This is a genomic window from Nevskia sp., assembly GCF_051860985.1.
In the GTDB taxonomy this organism is placed as follows: domain Bacteria; phylum Pseudomonadota; class Gammaproteobacteria; order Nevskiales; family Nevskiaceae; genus Nevskia.
This window is the reverse complement of sequence record NZ_JBIMKV010000010.1, coordinates 1-19,804: the sequence shown is the minus strand read 5'-3', so window position 1 is coordinate 19,804 and position 19,804 is coordinate 1. Positions and strand designations below refer to the sequence as shown.

Genomic DNA, 19,804 nt, shown 5'->3' with positions numbered 1-19,804 from the left:
TTCAGGCCGGAAGTTCGGCGTTGTGGTGCACGTCCTGCACGTCGTCGAGTTCCTCGAGACGGGCGATCAGCTTGGCCATCTGCGCGGCCGCTTCACCGTCCAGCGCAGTGCGCGTCGCCGGCCGCATGACGACATCAGAATCGATCGGCGTCAGCCCGGCCGCTTCCAGCGCGCCCTTGACCGCGAGATAGGCGTCCGGCGTGGTCAGCACGTCGACGAAGCCGTCTTCCGACAGCACGTCGTCGGCGCCGGAATCCAGCGCCACTTCCATGATCCGGTCTTCGAGTGCGGCGTTGTCGCGGATGTCGAAAATGATCTCGCCGGTGCGCGTGAACTGGAACGCCACCGAGCCCGACGTGCCGAGGTTGCCGCCGTTGCGGCTGAACGCCGCACGCACGTCGGCGACGGTGCGGGTGGCGTTGTCGGTCATGCAGTCGACCATCACCGCGACGCCGCCGGGGCCGTAGCCCTCGTAGCGGATTTCGACGACCTGCTCGGTGGCGCCCTCGCCGGTGCCGCGCTTGATCGCCCGCTCGACCGTGTCCTTGGTCATGTTCGCGGTCAGCGCCTTGTCGATCGCCAGCCGCAGGCGCGGGTTGGCGTTGGCATCACCACCGCCGCTGCGGGCGGCGATGGTGATCTCGCGAATGAACTTGGTGAACTTCTTCGCCTTGACCGCGTCGGCCGCGTTCTTGCGACTTTCGATGGAAGGACCACGACCCATGAATGACTCCGCTGCGTCTGATGGAAGCGCTGCTCAGCGCTTCTTGTTGGCCGAGTGGATCGCGTGGCCATCCACCGCGAGCGCGGCCTCGTGGAAGGTTTCCGACAAGGTCGGATGGCCGTGCATGGTCAGCTGGATGTCCTGCGTGGTGGCGGCGAATTCCAGCGCCAGCACCGCTTCGGCGCACAGCTCCGAGACGTACGGGCCGATCATGTGGACACCGAGCACGCGATCGGTCTTGGCATCGGACACGAACTTGACCTGGCCAGCCACCGATTCGATGGCGCGCGCGCGGCCGTTGGCGGCGAACGGGCTGGAGCCGACCTTCACTTCGTGACCGGCCGCCTTGGCCTGCTCTTCCGACAGCCCGACCCAGGCGATTTCCGGGTTGGTGTAGATCACCGACGGGATGGCGTTGTAGTTCACTTCCGACTTCTCGCCGTGCAGCTGCTCGATCAGCACCACGCCTTCCTCGATCGCCTTGTGCGCCAGCATCGCGCCGCCGATCACGTCGCCGACCGCGTAGATGCCCGGTGCCGAGGTCTTGTAGCCCTTGTCGACCTTGACGAAGCCGCGCTCGTCGAGCGCCACGCCCGCCGCGTCGGCGCCGAGGTTGTCGGTGTACGGACGGCGGCCGACGGCGACGATCAGCTTGTCGAACACTTCCGTCTTCGACTGGCCGTCCTGCTCGTAGGTCACCGTCACGTCCTTGTCGGACTTGGCAACTGCGGTGACCTTGGCGCCGAGGCGGATGTCGAGGCCCTGCTTGGCAAACTGGCGCAGCGCTTCCTTGGAAATGGCCGCATCGACCATCGGCAGGAAGCCCGGCAGCGCTTCGAGGATCGTGGTCTTGGCGCCGAGGCGCGACCAGACCGAGCCAAGTTCCACGCCGATCACGCCGGCGCCGATGATGCCGAGCCGGCCCGGCACGGCGGCGAAGTCCAGCGCGCCCCAGGAGTCGACGATCTTGTCGCCGTCGAACGGCGCGATCTTCTTCAGCTCGACCGGCGCGGAGCCGGTGGCGATGATGATGTGCTTGCCCGAGTAAACCTCGGTCTTGCCGTCATGCGCGGTGTACTGCACCTGACCGTTGCCGAGCAGCTTGCCGAAGCCGAACAGGCCGGTGACCTTGTTGGCCTGGAACAGCATCTTGACGCCGCCGGAGTTGGCCTTGGACACCGCCATCTTGCGTTCCTGCATCTTGGCGATGTCGATGGTCGGCGACGACACGCCGATGCCGTGCACCGCGAACTCGTGGCCGGCCTTGTGGAACAGCTCGGACGACTCCAGCAGCGCCTTCGACGGAATGCAGCCGGCGTTCAGGCAGGTGCCGCCGAAGCTCGGGCTGTTGTCGCGGTTGAGCCAGCCGTCGATGCACAGCGTCTTCAGGCCCAGCTGTCCGGCGCGGATCGCGGCGGGATAGCCGCCGGGGCCGCCACCGATGACGATGACGTCGAAGGACTTGTCTGATGCCGGGCTTGAGGTGTCGCTCATGATCGCGTGCAGCTCCGTGGAAGGCGGGTCGGAAAGCAGCGCAGGCTCTGTCGCGCAGTCCGCAGTGAGCCTGTCGTGGGGCCGCTACTTTACCGCAAGGCCTGCGACCTCCGGCACGCACCTGCCGAAAGTCGAACATTCACGAAACGCGCTGAGGGCCTACCCTTGGCGGCGGCTGTCGAGTTCCCGGGCGCCGGCCATCAGGCAGGCAAACAAGCTTTTCAGATGTGCGTGGACCTGCTCGATTGGGCCGCGCGGATCGCTGATCAGCCACTCGGTCATCAGCTCGCGGATGGCGCCGATCATGCCGATGCAGGTGCGCAGGTAATCGCGGTCCGGCAGTTCGCCGTTGGCCACCAGCGCCCGCGTGAAGCTGTTCAGCACGCCGGCGAATTCGTGGATCGCGGCGCGCCGGCGATCGAACATCTCGCTGCTGACGCCGATCACCTCGACGCACAGGATGCGAGTGCGCCGGGGGTCCTGCGTGCAGCCGTCGACGAAGGCACGCAGTGCAGCTTCCATCCGCTCCTGCGGCGTCTGCGATTCGCGCAGCAGCGCCTCGGCCACCACCCGGCGGGTGTCCAGCATGATCCGGTCGTACAGGGCCACCAGCACGGCCTCGCGCGACTCGAAATGCTCGTAGAAATGCCGGGTCGTGACCCGCGCCGTCGAGCACAGCAACTCGATCGGCGTGCGCGAGAAGCCGCGTTCGGCAAACAGGTCGAGTGCGGCTTCAAGAAGGCGCTGGCGACGCTCGGCGGCCAGCTGTTCGGACGTTCGTCCGGCGTAGCCACGCCGCTTCGGCGGCGTGCGGAAACCGGAGCCGCCCGGCAGCAAGGCGGCGGCCGATCCTGACGGATCAATCATGGACATGCGGTACACCCCGTGGATTCGCGCGGGGTCATGGCCCCGGCGATATTGGAATTTCCGGCGCTGTTTTAGCAGGTACGCGGGAACTCTGCACGGATTGACAACAAGCGAATCACGCGGCAACAAAAAACTCATTCGGTTCAACGGCGAGGGCAGTATCTGCACTCGCCGTATTTTCGGAATATCGAATTTTCCGATTTTGCCGGGCGGCAAGCTTTCCGAGCGTTCATGCAAGCGGCGCGACAAGCCCGGGTTCGACCCGCCAGCCGGCGGCGCGGCGGCGGGTCGACAGCGGGTTGGCGGCAAGCCGCCTCAGCGGCCGGTGAAGCGGGCCGGACGGCGCTCGACGAACGAGGCCACGCCTTCCTTCACGTCATCGCTGCCCATGATCGGCGAGAGGTCGCGGACCAGCCGCTCGATCGCCACCTGATCACCCTGTTCGATGGCGATCCGCGACGACTTGAGGCTGGCATAGACACCGAGCGGTGCCTGGGCGGCGACCCGTTCGGCGATCGCCAGGCCGCGCTCGAACTGCTGGCCGGCCGGCACCACTTCCTGGACGAGACCAATGCGCAGCGCTTCGGCAGCATTGAATTCGTCGCCGGTCAGCAGGTACTTCTGGGCATTGCCCCAGCCGAACTCCTGGACCATCCGCACCGTTGCACCGCCGACGGCGTAGATGCCGCGCTTCACTTCGATCTGGCCGAAGCGGCAGTCGTCGGCGGCGACCCGGATATCGGCAGCCAGCGCCAGTTCGATCGCCACCGTGAAGCAGATGCCGTGCATCGCGAAGATCACCGGCTTCGACACCCGCTTCTCCGGGATCAGGCCGAACGGGTCGCGCTCGTGCTCGGCCAGATCCGGCCACTGGCCGGAGGCGAAGGCCGGCGTCCACTGGGTCAGCTCCAGCCCGGCGGTAAACGCCTTGCCGTTGGCCGACACCAGCGCGCAACGCAGTTCCGGATCGGTATCCAGCAGGCCGTAGGCGGCGGCCAGCTGGTGATGCATCTCCAGGTCGAAAGCGTTGTACTTCTCCGGCCGGTTGAAGGTGATCAGCAGCACGTGGCCGCGGCGTTCGGTGAGGATCTTCGGGGCGGCGGCAGGGGTCTGGGTCATGGCGAGCGGTGGCGGACGGCGGTGGAAGGGACGGCGTTTAGCGCAGGCACGGTGACAGTGGTGCGCCGGCCCCGGATGTTAGCCTCCCGGCATGCGCGCCACGATCCCCGAAGCCCTGACCCAGCGAGAGCAGCGGGTGCTCGCCCGTCTGGAGCAGGGCCTGTCCAACCGGCAGATCAGCGAAGCGCTGTTCATCAGCGAGCAGACGGTCAAGTTCCACCTGAAGAACATCTACGCCAAGCTCGGCGTCCACGGCCGGGTACAGGCGGTGATGCAGGCCCGCCGGGCCGCCGGCGAGGCGTTGGCCGCACCGCGCGGGGCCGATGCCGATGCCGAGCTCGCCGCCCAGGCGCAGCGCCGGCAGATGGAGCCGGTGCTGAGCCCGCTGGAATTCCTGCGCCATCGCCGCCGGCAGCATCGCGACCGCGAGGCCGTGGTCGACGGCAGCGTGCGCTGGACCTGGGGCGAATTCGCCGATTACTGCGACCGCGTCGCCAGTGCGCTGGCGGCACTCGGGGTGCAGCGCGGCCAGCGCGTGGCGGTGATCGCCGCCGGCGGTCACGAGACGCTGGCGCTGTTTCACGCGGTGCCGGCACTCGGCGCGGTGATCGTGCCGATCGACACCCGGCTGCCGGCGGTCGACCAGCTGGCGCTGGTCCGGCACTGCGAAGCGCAGCTGCTGTGCGCCGACGGGGAGGCCATCGACGCCCTCGCCGCCGGCGACGGCCTTGCCGAACTGCAGGGTCTGCCGCGCGCCGCGCTCGGCGGCGGCCGGCCCGGCTGGATCGCGCTGGACCTGCGGATCGCGGAAGCCAGCGGTCCGCCGCCAGCGGCCGAGATCGCCGATGACGACCTGATCGCGATCGCCTACACCAGCGGCACCACCGGCGCGCCGCGCGGCGTGATGATCAGCCACCGCAACGCTTGGATGAACAGCATGCGCTGCCTGCTGCACTGGCCGCTGGGCGTCGACGATCGCTACCTGTGGCTGCTGTCGTTCGCGCACGCCAACGGCTGGGGCTATGTCTGGACCGTGGTCGCCGCCGGCGCCACCCAGGTCTGCACGCGGGACCGCAGCCTGCTCGGCAATCTGGCGCTGCTCGGCGCCGAGCGGATCACCGCGTTCTGCGCTGGCCGCTCGACCTTGCAGGCCGCCACCCAGGCCGCCGCCGCCGACCTGCCCGAAGTGCCGCGCGGCATCCGCGCGCTGGTTGCCGGCTCGGCGCCGTCACCGACACTGCTGGCCCGGCTCGACCGCGCCTATGGCTTCCGCATCACCCACGGCTACGGCCTGACCGAGACCGCCGTGTTCGTCGCCTTCAACGAAGTGCCGGCCAGCCTCGCCGCCGGCAGCGACGAATCGGCGCGCGCCCACCACCTGGCCCGGCAGGGCATCCCGGCGCTGGGCGCCTGCGAGGTGCGGATCGTCGACGAGGAAGGCGTCGACGTGCCAGCCGACGGCCGCAGCCTTGGCGAGGTGATCGTCCGCAGCAGCAGCCTGATGCGCGGCTACTGGCGCGATCCCGAAGCGAGCCTGCGGGCGATCGAGGACGGCTGGTTCCATACCGGCGACGCGGCGGTGATGCACGCCGGCGGAAGCTTCGAGATCCGCGATCGGATCAAGGACATCATCATCAGCGACGACCAGCTGGTCGCCTCGCTGGAAGTCGAGGCCGTGCTGGTCCAGCACCCGGACGTCATCGAAGCCGCTGTGATCGGCGTCCCCGATCCGGCGCTCGGCGAGCGGATCGTCGCCTGGATCGTGCTGCGCAATCCGTACAGCTTTGATGTCGCCACGCTGCAAGCGCATGTCGCCGGCCGGCTGGCCGCGTTCAAGCGGCCGCACCGCTACGAAGTCGCCCGGACGCTGCCGCGCACCGCCACCGGCAAGCTCGCCAAGCAGGTGCTGCGCGAGCAGACGCGCAGCGTTTCCCCCTCCTTGGAGTAGTTCGGCGGCGGCGATCCTCGCCTAAGGTGCGCGCCAGCCAAGGAGCCCACCTGATGACCCACACCGACGCCGGCCAGGCCTTCCGCGCCGCCCGCGATGTCCTGCTCGCCCACCGCCGCGATGCCGCCACCGCCTGCCGGGAATTCCGCTGGCCGGAAGCGGCGCCGTTCAACTGGGCGCTCGATCACTTCGACCACCTGGCGCACGGCAATGAGGCGACCGCGCTGTGGATCGTCGAGGCCGATGGCCGCGAGAGCCGGCGCAGCTTCGCGGCCCTGTCGGCCGCCTCGGATGCCATCGCCAACGGCCTGCGCGCCCAGGGCCTGCGCCGTGGCGATCGGGTGCTGGTGATGCTGCCGAACACGGTCGAGCTGTGGGAGACGATGCTGGCGCTGATGAAGCTCGGCGCCGTGCTGAGCCCGGCGACGATGCTGCTGTCCAGCGACGAGCTGGCCGATCGCGTCGAGCGCGGCGAGATGCGCGCAGTGATCGCCGACAGCTCGGTGACGGCATTGTTCGCGGCGATCCCGGGCGCGCCGCTGCGGATCGCGGTCGGCGCCGCCCAGCCCGGCTGGATCGGTTTCGAAAGCCTGCGCGTCGACAACAGCCGCTTCGTGCCGGACGGTCCGACCGCGGCCGACGATCCCTGCGTCATCTACTTCACTTCGGGCACCACCGCGAAGCCGAAGATGGTGCTGCACACCCAGCGCAGTTATCCGGTCGGCCACCTGAGCACGCTGTACTGGCTCGGTCTGCGCGCCGGCGACATTCACCTGAACATCAGCTCGCCGGGCTGGGCCAAGCACGCCTGGAGCTGCTTCTTCGCGCCGTGGACGGTCGGCGCGACGGTGTTCATCGTCAACCAGCCGCGCTTCGACGCCGGCCGGACGCTGGCCACCCTCGCCCGCTGCGGCGTCACCTCGCTATGCGCGCCGCCGACCGCCTGGCGGGCCATCGTGCTGGAGAACCTGGCGATCCCGGGGCTGGCGCTGCGCGAGCTGACCAGCGCCGGCGAGCCGCTCAATCCGGACGTCTACGAACGCATCCTCGCCGCCTGGGGGCTGCCGATCCGCGAGGGCTACGGCCAGACCGAATCGACGGCGATGCTCGGCAACCCGCCTGGCCAGCCGCTGCGCCCCGGCTCGCTGGGCCGGCCGTTGCCCGGTTACCGCATCGCCCTGCTCGACCCCGATGGCCGGCCGGCGCGCGAGGGCGAGATTTCCGTACTGCTCGGCGATGACCGCCCGGCCGGCCTGATGGCGGGCTATGTCGGCGATGCCGACAAGACCATGCGCGCGCTGGGCGGTGCCGCCTACGGCAGCTCGGACATCGCCTCGATCGAGGACGACGGCACGCTCTGGTACGTCGGCCGCAACGACGACGTGTTCAAGAGCTCGGACTACCGGATCTCGCCGTTCGAACTGGAAAGCGTGCTGGTCGAGCACCCGGCCGTCGCCGAAGCCGCCGTCGTCGAAAGCCCGGACGCACGCCGGCTGTTCGTGCCCAAGGCCTGCGTGATGCTGCGCCCCGGTGTGGCCGCCAGCCGCGACACGGCCGAGGCGATCCTGCGTCATGCCCGCGAGCGGCTGGCGCCGTTCAAGCGCATCCGCATCCTGGAGTTCTGCGAGCTGCCGAAGACGGTGTCCGGCAAGATCCGCCGCAACGAACTGCGCCGCATCGAAGCCGAGCGCCGGGCCGGCGGCGGCCGCGGAGCCGACGAATACTTCGAGGCCGAACTGCAGCGCTGAACGGGCCGGCCCGACCTACTGCTCGACGTCCAGCTCCTGCTCGACGATCGCGCCGTCCAGCCACCACCAGCCGCGCAGCTGCAGCACGCCCTTGATCGCCAGCGAGGCAGTCAGCCGCAGCAGCTCGGGGTGGTCGGCGAAATCCTCGGCGAGCGGCGGATTCGGCAGTTCCGGCCGGTGCCGGTACAGGGCCCAGAGCCGCTTGCCGTGCTGCTGCAGTTCGGCCTGCAGCTCGGCAATCGCCCGCCCTTCGGTCACCGGCAGCCAGCCACTCGGGGGGCTGCCGGCGGCCGCGTCGGCAACCACGGCGCTCAGGAACGGCGCACTGGCGATCTGCGCTTCGTGCAGCAGGCGAATCGCGAAGCGACGCGGAATCAGCATCGCGACGGTCGGGGTCGGAGTCGGCGTGGTCATCGTGGCATTCAGTCGTGGGTGCCGCAGACGCGGCAGTGGGGATCGCGGTCGGCCTTCAGGCTGCGCCACGACAGAGTGGCGGCATCCCAGAGGTGCAGGCGGCCGGCGTCGTCGCCGATGCCGAGCAGCAGCTTCAGCGCCAGCAGCGCCTGCATCGCGCCGATCACGCCGACCACCGGGCCGAGAATGCCGGCTTCCTCGCAGGTTTCGGCGGCCTCGCCGCCCTCGCCGAACAGGCAGGCATAGCAGGGGCCGCCGGGCCTGAAGACGGCGATCTGCCCTTCGAAGCGGATCGCCGCGCCGGACACCAGCGGCTTGCGGGCGGCGACGCAGGCGCGGTTGATCGCGAAGCGGGCGGGAAAGTTGTCGGTGCAGTCGAGCACCACGTCGGCAGCGCGGACGGCGGCCAGCAGGCCGGCCTCGTCGAGCGGTCCGGGACGGCTGTCGATCCGGCACTCCGGGTTGAGCGCCCGCAGATTGTCGGCCGCCGCTTCGAGCTTGCTGCGGCCGAGATCGGCATTGCGATAGACGATCTGCCGCTGGAGGTTGGAACGCTCGACGTGGTCGCGGTCGCTGAGCAGCAGCTGGCCGAGGCCGGCGCCGGCGAGATACAGGCTGGCCGGCGCACCGAGTCCGCCGAGGCCGATGACCAGTGCGGTGGAATCGCGCAACAGGCTCTGGCCGTTGACGCCGACTTCGCGCAGCACCACCTGGCGGCTGTAGCGGGCGTAGTCGCTCATGGCCTGCGCCCGCCGGTGACGCGGACGTTGCCGCCGAAATCCCGGCGGCTTTCGATGGCCGTGAAGCCGGCCGCCGCCAGCAGCGCCTGCACCTGCGGCCCCTGATCGTGCCCGTGCTCCAGCAGCAGCCAGCCACCCGGCCGCAGATGCGCAGCGGCACCGCCGCTGATCACGCGCAGGGCGTCGAGGCCATCGGCACCGGCGGTCAGCGCCAGGCGCGGCTCGTAGCGGAGGGCGGCCAGATGGGCGTCGCCCTCGGCGATGTACGGCGGGTTGCTGACGATCAGATCGAACGGCGCTGCCTCGGCCGGCACCGCGTCCCACCAGGCGCCGTGCCGGAAGCGGATCGACGCCATTCCGAGGCGGCGGGCGTTGTCGCCCGCCACGGCCAGCGCCGCTTCGGAAACATCGGTCGCCAGCAGCTCGCAGGCCGGCCGCTCCGAGGCCAGCGCCAGCGCGATGGCGCCGCTGCCGGTGCCCAGATCCAGCAGCCGCTGTGGCACGCCGGCCGGCACCAGGGCCAGCGCCCATTCGACCAGGGCTTCGGTGTCCGGCCGCGGAATCAGCACGGCGGTGTCGACCACCAGATCGAGCGTCCAGAAGCCTTGCAGGCCGACGATGTAGGCCACCGGCTCGCCGCCCTTGCGGCGTTCGATCCAGGCGGCGTAGCGCAGCACCGTGGCCGCTTCGACGGCGTCGTCATGGTGCAGCCGCAGCCGCGCGCGTTCGCTGCCGAGCAGCGCCGCGAGCAGGATTTCGGCATCGGCCCGGGCGCTGTCGGAATGCCCGGCCAGTTCGCCGGTCCCCCAGTCCAGCCAGTTGCCGACCACGCCGGGCGCCAGCCCGTCGACCGTCGGCACCGGCCGCGGCAGGCTGTCCGGCGGCGGCAGCGACGGCGCGGCGGCGTCGCTCATGTGGCGTCGCCGAGGCTGGCCATCAGCTCGGCCTGATGCTCGACCAGGAGCGGCTTGATGACGCCGTCGAGTTCGCCGGCCATCACCCGGTCGAGCTGGTACAGCGTCAGGTTGATACGGTGGTCGGTGACCCGGCCCTGCGGAAAGTTGTAGGTGCGGATGCGCTCGGAACGGTCGCCGCTGCCGACCAGCTTCTTGCGCGTGGCCGCGGTATCCGCTTCCTGCCGGCTGCGCTCGGCATCGAGCAGGCGCGAAGCCAGCAGACTCATCGCCTTGGCGCGGTTCTTGTGCTGGCTGCGCTCCTCCTGGCATTCGACGACCACGCCGGTCGGCAGGTGGGTGATGCGGATCGCCGACTCGGTCTTGTTGACGTGCTGGCCGCCGGCGCCGGAGGAGCGATAGGTATCGATCTTGAGGTCCGCCGGATTGATGTCGATCGCCTGGGTTTCCTCGATTTCCGGCAGCACCGCGACGGTCGCCGCCGAAGTATGGATACGACCCTGCGCCTCGGTTTCCGGCACCCGCTGCACACGGTGCGCGCCGCTTTCGAACTTCAGCCGCGAGAACGCGCCGAAGCCGGCGATGCGGGAAATGATTTCCTTGTAGCCGCCGTGTTCGCCGCTGTTTTCCGACAGCACCTCCAGCGACCAGCCCTGTGCTTCGCTGTACTTCTGGTACATGCGGAACAGATCGCCGGCGAAGATCGCCGCCTCGTCACCGCCGGTGCCGGCGCGGATTTCGAGAAACACGTTGTTGTTGTCGAGCGGGTCCTTCGGCACCAGAAAGCCTTCCAGCTCGGCCTGCAGCGCTTCGCGCCGGGCCAGCAGCGCCGGCAGGTCGGCCTCGGCCAGCGCCCGCATCTCCGGATCGCGATCGGCCTTCAGCACTTCCAGACCTTCGATTTCCTCACCGGCGGCGCGATACGCCTCGTAGGCTTCGACCACCGAGCCGAGTGCGGCGTATTCCTGCGACAGGCGGCGGAACTTGTCGGAGTCGCCGAGCACTTCCGGCGACGACAGTTCACCGGCGAGGTCAGCCCGCCGTTCGGCGAGCGCTTCGATCTTGCGCAACAGGCTGGGTTTCATCGGGGCAACGGCAGGACACGAAAGGGACGGCGCAGGGACAAGCCGGAAGACAGCGGGCCCGGCTCGCTAAGGCTGCACGATTCCAGCCGTCGCCACCGTCATCACGACAAGTCTTCGCTCGGCAGCGCGAACAACTTTTCCGCTGCATCCATCAGCTGCGACTGCTCGACGGCGTCGGCCGAGCGCAGCGCCTTGCTGGGCGCGTGCAGCAGCTTGTTGGTCAGGGTGTCGGCGACGAAGGCCATCACCGCTTCCGGCGATTCGCCGCTGGCGAGCTTGCGCGCTGCCTTGTCCAGCACTTCGTCGCGGCTCAGCCGGGCCTGCTCGCGCAGGCGGCGGATGGTGACGCCGGCATCGCGGCTTTCCAGCCACTTCTCGAAATGGGTGGCCTGGTCCTCGACCAGCGCTTCCGCCTGCCGCGCCGCGTTCTCGCGCTGCTTCATGTTGCCGGCGATCACGGCCTTCAGATCGTCGAGCGTGTACAGGTAGACGTCTTCGAGCCCGGCGATGGCCGGATCGAGATCGCGCGGAATCGCGAGATCGATCATCAGCACCGGCTTGCGGCGGCGACGGCCGATGGCCTTGGCGACCGGCTCGCGGCCGAGGATGAAGCCGCGCGCCGCCGTGCAGGAAATCACCACGTCGGAATCAGGCAGATGGGTGGCGATCTCGTTCAACCCGATCGCGTAGCCGCCCAGCGTGTTGGCGAGCAGCTGTGCCTTTTCGAGGCTGCGATTGGCCACCACGATGCGGCCGACACCATGCGTCTTCAGGTGTCGCGCCAGCAGCTGAATGGTTTCGCCGGCGCCGATCAGCAGCACCGACTGGTCGCGCAGGTCGGTGAAGATGTGGCTGGCCATCTGCACGGCGGCGTAGGCGATCGACACCGGATGGGCGCCGATTTCGGTTTCGCTGCGCACCAGCTTGGCCACCGAGAACGAATGCTGGAACAGCCGCGACAGCACCGGCCCGAGTGCCTTGACACCCTGCGCCTGAGCAAAGGCGGTCTTCATCTGGCCCAGGATCTGCGGCTCGCCGAGCACCATCGAATCGAGACCGGAGGCCACCCGCAGAGAATGGCGGACGGTGCCGCGATCGCGCAGCACGTAGGCGTGCTTCTCCACGGCACCGGCCGGCGCCTGCCGCTCGCGTTGCCACCAGTCGAGCAGCCGCGACTCGTCCTCAGGGGCGGCGACGGCAAAGATTTCGGTACGGTTGCAGGTCGACAGGATCGCCGCCTCGGTGACGCCGGGCAGCGCCCGCAGCCGGGCCAGGGCATCCGGGATTTCCGCAGCGGTGAACGCCAGTCGCTCGCGCGTTTCCACCGGCGCGGAATGATGGCTGAGTCCGAGTGTCAATAAGGCCATTGCGTTGCCGCTGTCACGTTTTCAGGATTTTCGAGCAAGCGGGCGATATCCACAAGCGGCAGGGACCCGACGATGGCAGCCCCCAAGGCCGGGGCGACCAACGCCGCGGACCGTTACAATGCACTACCGCACTTTACAGGCCGAATCCCTTCGTGCACGCCTTCCGTCCCCCGATGCATCTTCCGCTGGGTTTCGCGTTGTCGGTGCTGGGGGGATGCCTGCTGAGTCCGGCGCTGCGGGCTGCGGAGCCGGGGCATCCCCAGCATCCGCCGGTCAAGATGGCCAGCCGCGAAGCGCAGGCCCAGTACCACGTGATGGCCGGCGAACTGGCGGCCGGCCGCGAGCAGCCGCTGCTGGCTGCCGAAGAGTTCCTGCAGGCGCTGGAGTTCGTGCCCGATGCGTCGCTGGCCGCCCGCGCGACGATGCTGGCCCTGGGGGCAGACAACGCCACGCTGGCGCTGGTCACGGCCCGCAAGTGGATCAAGCTGGACAACACCAGCCTGGAAGCGCGTGAAGTCATCACCCGGCTGGCGCTGCGCGCCGGCCACAGCGACGAGGCCTACGAGCAGGGCCTGGCGATCATCCGCGACCATCCGGCCGGCCCGAACGACGGTTTCCGCCATGTGTCGTCGCTGCTGGCGCAAGAAACCGAGAACGGCGCCGCCGCGCTGACGCTGATGGAGCGGCTGGTGGCCAGCCAGCCGAAACGCGCCGGCGCCTGGCATGCGCTCGGTTTGCTGGCGCTTCGTTTCAACGACATCGAACGCGCCGAGCGTGCGGCCCGTGAAGCGATGCGGCTGGACCCGAAATCGAAGGACGCGCCGCTGCTGCTGACCGGCGTGCTGGTGCGCAAGGGCGACATCGCGGCGGCCGACCAGATCTTCGAGACGCAGGCCCGCAACAATCCGATCGAGGCCGAGATCCGCATCGGCTATGCCCGGATCCTGGTCGAATCGTCGCGGACGATGCAGGCGCGGCTCCAGCTCGACAAGGTGCTGCGGCTGGAGTCCGACAACATCGACGCCCGCTTCATGCTCGGCCTGCTGGACCTCAGCGAAGACCGGCTCGCCGATGCCGAACGCCGCTTCCGCAGCCTTGGCAACAGCACCGAACGCGGTGTCGATGCCCACTACTACCTCGGCCGCATCGAGGAAAAGCGCGGCGAGTACGCCAAGGCGCTCGACGAATACGCGCGCGTGACCAGCGGCCAGCAGGTGCTGGACGCCGCCAGCCGCCGCGCCGAGATGCTGGCGCGGCTCGGCCGGCTGCCGGACGCCCGCGCCACGCTGGAACAGCTGCGCCACCAGTATCCGCAGCTGTCGGCCCGCTTCTTCATCGCCGAAGGTCAGTACCTGCTGAAGGCCGACGACGTCGACGAAGCGCTGCTGGTCTACAACCGCGGGTTGGCCGAATTCCCGCAGCATCCGGACCTGCTTTACCTCCGCTCGCTCGCTCACGAGCGTGCCAACGACTTGACGGCCGCCGAGGCCGACCTGCGCGCCGTGCTGGCGGTGGAGCCGGCCGATGCCCGGGCGCTCAATGCGCTCGGCTTCATGCTGACCGTGCACAGCAGCCGTCTCGACGAGGCGGAAACGCTACTCGTCAAGGCGCTGGCGTTGGCGCCGGAGGAGCCGTCGGTGATCGACAGCATGGGCTGGCTGCGTTTCCGGCAGGGCCGTCCGAACGAAGCGGTCTCGCTGCTCGGCAAGGCCTACGACGCGTTTCCCGATCCGGAAGTCGCCGCCCACTTCGGCGAAGCGCTATGGGCAACCGGCGACCGCGCGCGCGCCGAGGCGGTCTGGACCCGGGCGCTGGAAGCGGCGCCGAACCATACGCTGCTGCGCGACACCATGAAACGCCTGATGCCATGAGCCGCCGCCGTCCGTTGAACATCGCCCGCCTCGCTGCCCTGGCCCTGTCCCTGCTGCTTGCCGCCTGCGCCGGCACGGCGCGCAAGGAGCTGAACACCGACTTCTCGGAACGCAACTGGGGCATTCGCCGATCGAACATCGCGGCGGTGCAGAACTTCGTGCTCAAGGGCCGGGTGGCCGAAGCCGGCGTGGCAGGCGCCCGCGGCGATCTCGACTGGACCCAGAACGGTGATCGCATCGACCTGCGCGTCACCGGGCCGCTCGGCGTCGGCGCACTGGCCATCAGCGGCGATCGGCATAACGTCGAGATTCGCAGCAAGGAAGGCGTGGTCAACACGCGATCACCGGAAAGCTACATGCAGGAACGGCTCGGCTGGAGCCTGCCGCTGGCCCGACTGCGCTACTGGGCGCTGGGCATTCCGGCCCCCGGCTTCATGGACGAGCAACCGCGCGAAGTGCTGCTCGACGACGTCGGCCGGGCCCAGCGTTTCGAGCAGCTCGGCTGGACCATCGAGTACAGCGAGTACCAGACCGTCAACTCGCTGACCCTGCCGCGCAAGATGACGGTGGCCGGCGGGGGGCGCAGTTTCCGGCTGGTGATCGACGATTGGGCTGGCATTCCCTGACCGCGACGACGCCGAAAATTTCGCGCCGCCGGGCAATCGCGGCGATCGCCGACGGTATAATCCGCCGCGTTTCGCACTGGGGCGTCGCCAAGTGGTAAGGCAGGAGGTTTTGATCCTCCCATTCGGTGGTTCGAATCCATCCGCCCCAGCCAATCCGTTTTCGTTGGCGCCGGTTTCAAGGCGTCCACAACAACGATTGCCCCGGCGAAAGCCGGGGTCCAGAGCCTGATATCTCCCCGAGTCGACCACCGGGGCGAGTTTCCGAAACCCCCAACATTCACGCCCGAGCCCCGATGCCCGACAGTTCAGCCCAGTTGATGTTGTTCAGCGGCAGCGCCAATCCGCCGCTGGCCCAGGACATCGCGAACTATCTGCATCTGCCGCTCGGCAAGCTGCACCTCGGCCGTTTCTCCGATGGCGAAGTGCAGATCGAGATTCTCGAGAACGTGCGCGGCAAGGACGTCTTCGTGATCCAGCCGACCAGCGCGCCGACCGACGAGCACGTGATGGAGCTGCTGATGCTGCTCGACGCGTTCAAGCGCGCCAGCGCCGGCCGCATCACCGCCGTGGTGCCGTACTTCGGCTACGCCCGTCAGGACCGCCGTCCGCGCTCGGCCCGCGTGCCGATCAGCGCCAAGGTGGTGGCCGACATGATCGGCGAATGCGGCGCCCACCGCGTACTGACCGTCGACCTGCACGCCGACCAGATCCAGGGCTTCTTCGACATCCCGGTCGACAACGTCTACGCAAGCCCCGTGCTGCTCGGCGACATCTGGCGGCAGAAGTACGAGAACCTGATCGTCGTCTCGCCGGACGTCGGCGGCGTGGTCCGCGCCCGTGCGCTGGCCAAGCAGCTCGACGATTCCGACCTCGCGATCATCGACAAGCGCCGCCCGCGCGCCAACGAATCGCAGGTGATGAACATCATCGGCGACGTGCGCGGCAAGACCTGCGTGATGATCGATGACCTGGTCGATACCGCCGGTACCCTCGGCAAGGCCGCCGCCGCGCTGAAGGAACATGGCGCCATCAAGGTCGTGGCCTACGTCACTCACCCGGTGCTGTCGGGCCCGGCGATCTCCAACATCCAGAATTCGCAGCTCGACGCGATGGTGGTCACCGATACCATCGCGCTGTCGAAGGAAGCCAAGGCCTGCTCGAAGATCCGCCAGCTGTCGATCGCCGGCCTGCTCGCGGAAACCATCCGCCGAGTCAGCGCCGAAGAATCGGTCAGCTCGCTGTACGTCGACTGACGCACCGGCCGCGCGGCAACCCTGCCGATGAAACGGCCGTCACCGCTGGCCCTGTTCGCGACGCTGTCGCGCTTGCCATTCGGGCGGGAGCTTTTCAGCCGCGGCGTCTGCCGGACTGCGCCGTACTTCGGCAGCATCCGGCCGCTGGTCACCGAGCTTCGGGTCGGCCGCTGCGAAGCGCGGCTCGACAATCGGCGCTCTGTGCAGAACCACATCGGCACGGTCCACGCGATCGCCATGTGCAATCTCTGCGAACTGGTGGCCGGGCTGCTGATCGAAGCCACCCTGCCCGCCTCGCTGCGCTGGATCCCGAAAGGCATGACCGTGCGCTACCTGCGCAAGGCCGATACCGACCTGCACGCGGTGCTCGAATGGCAACTGCTGCTGCCGGCCGATTTCAAGGGCGACGTGGTGCTGCCGGTGCAGGTCTTCGACAGCCGCCAGCAATGCGTGATGGAAGCCGACATCAGCATGTACGTATCGCCGCGCCGCTAGGCGCGAGCCGCCAGCATCAGGGATTCGCCGGTAGCAGGAATCCGTAGCGATCGAACACCGCGCGTGCGCCCGGCGACGCCAGGAAGCGCAGATAGGCGGCCGCCATCGGATTGGCAGTGCCGTGACGGGTGATCACCCCGCCCTGCTCGAGCCGCGGATGCAGCCCCTCTGGAATTTCCACGTAGCGGCCGACGCCGGCCATCTTCGGCGCCTTCAGCAGTGACAGCGACACCAGGCCAGCGTCGACATTGCCGGTCTGCACGAACTGCGCGGTCTGGGCGATGTTCTCGCCGAGCACCAGCCGGTCCTTCACCGTATCCCAGACGCCGGCCGATTGCAGGGCTGCCTTCGCGGCGCGGCCATACGGGGCGACATCGGGATTGGCGATCGCGATCCGTCCCAGGGCCGGCTGGCGCAAGGCCGCAAGTCCGCCGCTGATGTCGACGCCATCGCGAGTGGTCCAAAGGGCCAGGTGGCCAGTCGCGTACAGCAGCAGCGAGGATTCCTCGGCAAGGCCGGCCTTGACCAGTTCACGCGGATAGCTCAGGTCCGCCGACAGGAAGACGTCGAACGGAGCGCCGGCCTTGATCTGCGCAAAGAAATTGCCCGACGCACCGGTCGTCGTCTTCAGTTCGACCTCCGGATACTGACGCCGGAATTCGGCATTGAGGTCATCCATGCAGGCGGCGAGATCGGAAGCCGCGGCAATGGTCAGCGACGGCGGCTCGGCATAGACCGGTGCGGTCGTCATCACGACCAGCAGCGCCAGCAGCCAGCGCCGGATCAAGGCTTTCATGCGCATCCTCGTGGAAGGTGAGTGCGCACCGTAGCGATATGTTCTCGCCAATACAACGAAGAGCAGCTGGCTCGACAGCGCGTCCGCCGATCAGGTCGTCAGTGCACGCCGGGCATGACGCTCGAACGCCGGCCGGCTGGCCTCGATGAGTGCCTGGACACGCTGCTGCAGCTGCTCGAATTCGGCCAGCACGGCCAAGCCGCTGTCGGTCAGCCGGGCGCCGCCACCACCGCTGCCGCCGGTTGCGGACGCCACCAGCGGTGGATCGAAGCAGCGGTTCATCGCCTCCACCAGCAGCCAGGCGCGGCGATAGGACATGTCGAGCTTGCGCGCCGCCGAGGAAATCGAGCCGCAATCGCGGATGGCGGCCAGCAGGTCCGCCTTGCCGGGACCGAAGGCGATGGCATCGTCGAGATGCCAGCGGATGCGGACCGAATGACGGAGCGGCATCGGGGCGTCGCGAGCGGGCTAGCTGCGCGCCTCGCGCTCCATCGCCTCGAGGCCGAGATGGCGCACGTCCTTGCCCTTGACGAAGTAGATGACGTACTCGGAGATGTTGCGGGCATGATCGCCGATGCGCTCCAGCGCCCGCACCGACCAGATCACGTCGAGCACGCGGCGGATGGTGCGCGGGTCTTCCATCATGAAGGTGATGCACTGGCGCATCAGCGCCTCGTATTCGCGATCGACCGCCAGATCCTCGCGGGCCACGGCCAGCGCGGCATCGACGTCCATGCGCGCGAAGGCATCAAGCGCGTCATGCACCATCTGCGAAACGTGCCGCGACAGATGGCCGACCTCGACCAGCGGCGCACCGGTGCGTTCCTGGCTGGCCAGGTCGGCAGCCATCCGGGCGATCTTTTCCGCTTCATCGCCGATCCGTTCGAGATCGGTGATGGTCTTGACCACCGCATAGACCAGCCGCAGGTCGCCAGCAGTCGGCTGACGACGCGCGAGGATGCCACTGCATTCCTCGTCGATCTGCACTTCCAGCTGGTTCACGCGCAGGTCGTTGCGCGACACCTGCTCGGCCAACTCGGCGTCCGATTCCACCAGGGCGCGCGTGGCCTCGATGATCTGCTGCTCGACCAGCCCGCCCATCGCCAGCACGCGCTGGCGCACATCCTCGAGCTCCGAGTTGTACTGGCTGGAGATGTGCGACCGGTAGGAAAGCGTGCTCATGTGCGCGTGCAGACCTCGACTGGAAAAACCGGAATGGAAGATGGCGCGTCAGTGTACCGAGCTATCAGCCGATCCGACGCGCGGGCCGCCCGTGGCGGTGACCGGTCGACGCACCGGATGGTGCCCGCCGTCTGTTGCAGAACATCGCGCACCACCCGGCGAATCCGGCTGCGATCAGAACGCGATCTGCATCCGCAGGTTGTAGGACTGCGTGTGATCGTCGGCCACTTCGTCGAAACCGTTGACCAGGTTGAACATCACGCGAATCAGCGGGTTCACGTAGTAGTTGGCGCCCACTGTGTAGGAATGGGTCGCGCATTCGGCGCCGACCACCGCGACGGCGGCGTTGGCCAGGCAGGTGCCGCTGCCCGCGCCCGCGCGGCGATCGAGATTCTCGATCGAGTCGTAGCGGGCGGTCAGCTCGACCGCACCCCAGCCGTGGCGAAACGCGTGCGGCGTACCGAAGCGCGCCTTGCTGGCCTGGTACTCCTTGCGCTCGCCGGTCAGGAAATAGCTGGCCTGGCCGTAGTACGACAGCACCTGGTCATCACGACCCGGGCCGCGGGCGTCTTCGTTGGAGGTCAGCACCACTTCGCTCTGCAGGTGCAGCGCGCCAACGCCGACGGCCGCTTCCAGCCCGGTGAAGAACTGGCCGGCATCGCCGCCGACCTCGACGATCCGCTGCGACGGGCCGACGACATTGCCACCGGCGCTGCTGCGGCCGGCGTAGTTCACCGAACGCACGCCAGGCGCGGCGTCCTTGGAAAAGTGGTCGTAGCCGATCGAGCCACCGAAGTAGACCAGCTGCTCAGGGCTGTTGACCGGAATCCAGCTCAGGCGATTGGCCGTACCGACACCCGGTCCGACCGGCTGACCGAGACCGTGATGCGCGTTGTAGGCCGATAGCTGCAGCAGCAGCGTTTTCGACAGCGGCCGCCGCCAGAACACGCCCGGCTGAAACTGGCGCGCGATGTTGCCGCCAAATGCAGCGGTCGCGAACGACGGACGCTCCATCAACGACAGTTCGTTGGAACTCGCCAGTTCCTCAAGGCCGCGAAACGGCTTGTGCTGCCCAATCAGGATGTGACCTGCCGGCATTCTTCGGACCAGCGGAGCCTAGAGGCTGGCGCCCTGTTGGGTTGAAAGTTTCAGTGCAGCCTT

General features: G+C 68.4%; 19 protein-coding genes and 1 tRNA gene. 7 read left to right on the top strand and 13 right to left on the bottom strand.

The window, feature by feature from the left end; genetic code table 11:
* Nucleotide 1 precedes the first annotated feature (1 nt).
* From ACTIGJ_RS11260 to ACTIGJ_RS11245, 4 genes are all read right to left on the bottom strand, one after another.
* Nucleotides 2–724: a YebC/PmpR family DNA-binding transcriptional regulator gene (locus ACTIGJ_RS11260; protein ID WP_439640414.1), complete on the bottom strand. Its 723-nt coding sequence runs from the start codon at nucleotides 722–724 to the stop codon at nucleotides 2–4.
* 33 nt (nucleotides 725–757) lie between these two features.
* Entirely contained in the window at nucleotides 758–2,218 is a 1,461-nt protein-coding gene (gene lpdA / locus ACTIGJ_RS11255) for a dihydrolipoyl dehydrogenase (protein ID WP_439640413.1), read from the bottom strand.
* Nucleotides 2,219–2,377: 159 nt separating this feature from the next.
* Entirely contained in the window at nucleotides 2,378–3,334 is a 957-nt protein-coding gene (locus ACTIGJ_RS11250; RefSeq protein ID WP_439640412.1) for a TetR/AcrR family transcriptional regulator, read from the bottom strand.
* Nucleotides 3,335–3,400: 66 nt separating this feature from the next.
* Nucleotides 3,401–4,204, bottom strand: coding sequence for a crotonase/enoyl-CoA hydratase family protein (locus ACTIGJ_RS11245; RefSeq protein WP_439640411.1), 804 nt, complete (start codon nucleotides 4,202–4,204; stop codon nucleotides 3,401–3,403).
* 91 nt (nucleotides 4,205–4,295) lie between these two features.
* Between ACTIGJ_RS11245 and ACTIGJ_RS11240 the strand changes: the two genes are divergently transcribed.
* Entirely contained in the window at nucleotides 4,296–6,152 is a 1,857-nt protein-coding gene (locus tag ACTIGJ_RS11240) for an AMP-binding protein (protein ID WP_439640410.1), read from the top strand.
* 53 nt (nucleotides 6,153–6,205) lie between these two features.
* Nucleotides 6,206–7,900, top strand: coding sequence for an AMP-binding protein (locus tag ACTIGJ_RS11235; protein ID WP_439640409.1), 1,695 nt, complete (start codon nucleotides 6,206–6,208; stop codon nucleotides 7,898–7,900).
* Between the two features lie 15 nt (nucleotides 7,901–7,915).
* On the opposite strand, the gene ACTIGJ_RS11230 is transcribed toward ACTIGJ_RS11235, so the two are convergent.
* From ACTIGJ_RS11230 to hemA, 5 genes are all read right to left on the bottom strand, one after another.
* Complete coding sequence (locus ACTIGJ_RS11230) at nucleotides 7,916–8,314, bottom strand: hypothetical protein (protein ID WP_439640408.1); 399 nt, start codon at nucleotides 8,312–8,314, stop codon at nucleotides 7,916–7,918.
* An 8-nt stretch (nucleotides 8,315–8,322) separates the two neighbouring features.
* Nucleotides 8,323–9,054, bottom strand: a complete 732-nt coding sequence (locus ACTIGJ_RS11225; RefSeq protein WP_439640407.1) for a HesA/MoeB/ThiF family protein — start codon at nucleotides 9,052–9,054, stop codon at nucleotides 8,323–8,325.
* Nucleotides 9,051–9,968 carry a peptide chain release factor N(5)-glutamine methyltransferase gene (gene prmC / locus ACTIGJ_RS11220; protein ID WP_439640406.1) on the bottom strand — a complete coding sequence of 306 codons (918 nt, stop codon included), beginning with the start codon at nucleotides 9,966–9,968 and terminating at the stop codon, nucleotides 9,051–9,053. Before prmC ends, ACTIGJ_RS11225 begins: the two co-directional genes overlap by 4 nt.
* Nucleotides 9,965–11,053, bottom strand: coding sequence for a peptide chain release factor 1 (gene prfA, locus ACTIGJ_RS11215; protein ID WP_439640405.1), 1,089 nt, complete (start codon nucleotides 11,051–11,053; stop codon nucleotides 9,965–9,967). Before prfA ends, prmC begins: the two co-directional genes overlap by 4 nt.
* Before the next feature lie 101 nt (nucleotides 11,054–11,154).
* Nucleotides 11,155–12,420, bottom strand: coding sequence for a glutamyl-tRNA reductase (gene hemA, locus ACTIGJ_RS11210; RefSeq protein WP_439640404.1), 1,266 nt, complete (start codon nucleotides 12,418–12,420; stop codon nucleotides 11,155–11,157).
* A gap of 173 nt (nucleotides 12,421–12,593) precedes the next feature.
* Here hemA and ACTIGJ_RS11205 point away from each other — a divergent pair, with 173 nt between their 5' ends.
* The 5 genes from ACTIGJ_RS11205 to ACTIGJ_RS11185 all read left to right on the top strand — a co-directional run bounded on the left by ACTIGJ_RS11205 (nucleotide 12,594) and on the right by ACTIGJ_RS11185 (nucleotide 16,665).
* Nucleotides 12,594–14,291, top strand: a complete 1,698-nt coding sequence (locus tag ACTIGJ_RS11205; RefSeq protein WP_439640403.1) for a tetratricopeptide repeat protein — start codon at nucleotides 12,594–12,596, stop codon at nucleotides 14,289–14,291.
* On the top strand, nucleotides 14,288–14,917 hold the full coding sequence (gene lolB, locus ACTIGJ_RS11200) for a lipoprotein insertase outer membrane protein LolB (RefSeq protein ID WP_439640402.1): 630 nt from the start codon (nucleotides 14,288–14,290) through the stop codon (nucleotides 14,915–14,917). Before ACTIGJ_RS11205 ends, lolB begins: the two co-directional genes overlap by 4 nt.
* Nucleotides 14,918–14,994: 77 nt before the next feature.
* Nucleotides 14,995–15,069 (top strand) — tRNA-Gln (locus ACTIGJ_RS11195).
* 141 nt (nucleotides 15,070–15,210) lie between these two features.
* Nucleotides 15,211–16,170, top strand: a complete 960-nt coding sequence (locus ACTIGJ_RS11190; RefSeq protein WP_439640401.1) for a ribose-phosphate diphosphokinase — start codon at nucleotides 15,211–15,213, stop codon at nucleotides 16,168–16,170.
* 27 nt (nucleotides 16,171–16,197) lie between these two features.
* Entirely contained in the window at nucleotides 16,198–16,665 is a 468-nt protein-coding gene (locus ACTIGJ_RS11185) for a hotdog fold domain-containing protein (protein WP_439640400.1), read from the top strand.
* A gap of 16 nt (nucleotides 16,666–16,681) precedes the next feature.
* On the opposite strand, the gene modA is transcribed toward ACTIGJ_RS11185, so the two are convergent.
* The 4 genes from modA to ACTIGJ_RS11165 form a co-directional block, all read right to left on the bottom strand.
* Nucleotides 16,682–17,461, bottom strand: a complete 780-nt coding sequence (gene modA / locus ACTIGJ_RS11180; RefSeq protein WP_439640399.1) for a molybdate ABC transporter substrate-binding protein — start codon at nucleotides 17,459–17,461, stop codon at nucleotides 16,682–16,684.
* A gap of 90 nt (nucleotides 17,462–17,551) precedes the next feature.
* Nucleotides 17,552–17,911, bottom strand: a complete 360-nt coding sequence (locus tag ACTIGJ_RS11175; protein WP_439640398.1) for a winged helix-turn-helix domain-containing protein — start codon at nucleotides 17,909–17,911, stop codon at nucleotides 17,552–17,554.
* 18 nt (nucleotides 17,912–17,929) lie between these two features.
* On the bottom strand, nucleotides 17,930–18,643 hold the full coding sequence (phoU, locus tag ACTIGJ_RS11170; protein ID WP_439640397.1) for a phosphate signaling complex protein PhoU: 714 nt from the start codon (nucleotides 18,641–18,643) through the stop codon (nucleotides 17,930–17,932).
* A gap of 174 nt (nucleotides 18,644–18,817) precedes the next feature.
* Nucleotides 18,818–19,741 carry a porin gene (locus tag ACTIGJ_RS11165; protein ID WP_439640396.1) on the bottom strand — a complete coding sequence of 308 codons (924 nt, stop codon included), beginning with the start codon at nucleotides 19,739–19,741 and terminating at the stop codon, nucleotides 18,818–18,820.
* Between the last annotated feature and the right edge of the window lie 63 nt (nucleotides 19,742–19,804).

Bases quoted from the DNA above. Each gene is read 5' to 3' on its own strand.
- ACTIGJ_RS11260 (WP_439640414.1), bottom strand. From the start codon at position 724: ATGGGTCGTGGTCCTTCCATCGAAAGTCGCAAGAACGCGGCCGACGCG.
- lpdA (WP_439640413.1), bottom strand. From the start codon at position 2,218: ATGAGCGACACCTCAAGCCCGGCATCAGACAAGTCCTTCGACGTCATC.
- ACTIGJ_RS11245 (WP_439640411.1), bottom strand. From the start codon at position 4,204: ATGACCCAGACCCCTGCCGCCGCCCCGAAGATCCTCACCGAACGCCGC.
- ACTIGJ_RS11240 (WP_439640410.1), top strand. From the start codon at position 4,296: ATGCGCGCCACGATCCCCGAAGCCCTGACCCAGCGAGAGCAGCGGGTG.
- ACTIGJ_RS11235 (WP_439640409.1), top strand. From the start codon at position 6,206: ATGACCCACACCGACGCCGGCCAGGCCTTCCGCGCCGCCCGCGATGTC.
- ACTIGJ_RS11230 (WP_439640408.1), bottom strand. From the start codon at position 8,314: ATGACCACGCCGACTCCGACCCCGACCGTCGCGATGCTGATTCCGCGT.
- ACTIGJ_RS11225 (WP_439640407.1), bottom strand. From the start codon at position 9,054: ATGAGCGACTACGCCCGCTACAGCCGCCAGGTGGTGCTGCGCGAAGTC.
- prmC (WP_439640406.1), bottom strand. From the start codon at position 9,968: ATGAGCGACGCCGCCGCGCCGTCGCTGCCGCCGCCGGACAGCCTGCCG.
- prfA (WP_439640405.1), bottom strand. From the start codon at position 11,053: ATGAAACCCAGCCTGTTGCGCAAGATCGAAGCGCTCGCCGAACGGCGG.
- hemA (WP_439640404.1), bottom strand. From the start codon at position 12,420: ATGGCCTTATTGACACTCGGACTCAGCCATCATTCCGCGCCGGTGGAA.
- ACTIGJ_RS11205 (WP_439640403.1), top strand. From the start codon at position 12,594: ATGCATCTTCCGCTGGGTTTCGCGTTGTCGGTGCTGGGGGGATGCCTG.
- lolB (WP_439640402.1), top strand. From the start codon at position 14,288: ATGAGCCGCCGCCGTCCGTTGAACATCGCCCGCCTCGCTGCCCTGGCC.
- ACTIGJ_RS11190 (WP_439640401.1), top strand. From the start codon at position 15,211: ATGCCCGACAGTTCAGCCCAGTTGATGTTGTTCAGCGGCAGCGCCAAT.
- ACTIGJ_RS11185 (WP_439640400.1), top strand. From the start codon at position 16,198: ATGAAACGGCCGTCACCGCTGGCCCTGTTCGCGACGCTGTCGCGCTTG.
- modA (WP_439640399.1), bottom strand. From the start codon at position 17,461: ATGAAAGCCTTGATCCGGCGCTGGCTGCTGGCGCTGCTGGTCGTGATG.
- ACTIGJ_RS11175 (WP_439640398.1), bottom strand. From the start codon at position 17,911: ATGCCGCTCCGTCATTCGGTCCGCATCCGCTGGCATCTCGACGATGCC.
- phoU (WP_439640397.1), bottom strand. From the start codon at position 18,643: ATGAGCACGCTTTCCTACCGGTCGCACATCTCCAGCCAGTACAACTCG.
- ACTIGJ_RS11165 (WP_439640396.1), bottom strand. From the start codon at position 19,741: ATGCCGGCAGGTCACATCCTGATTGGGCAGCACAAGCCGTTTCGCGGC.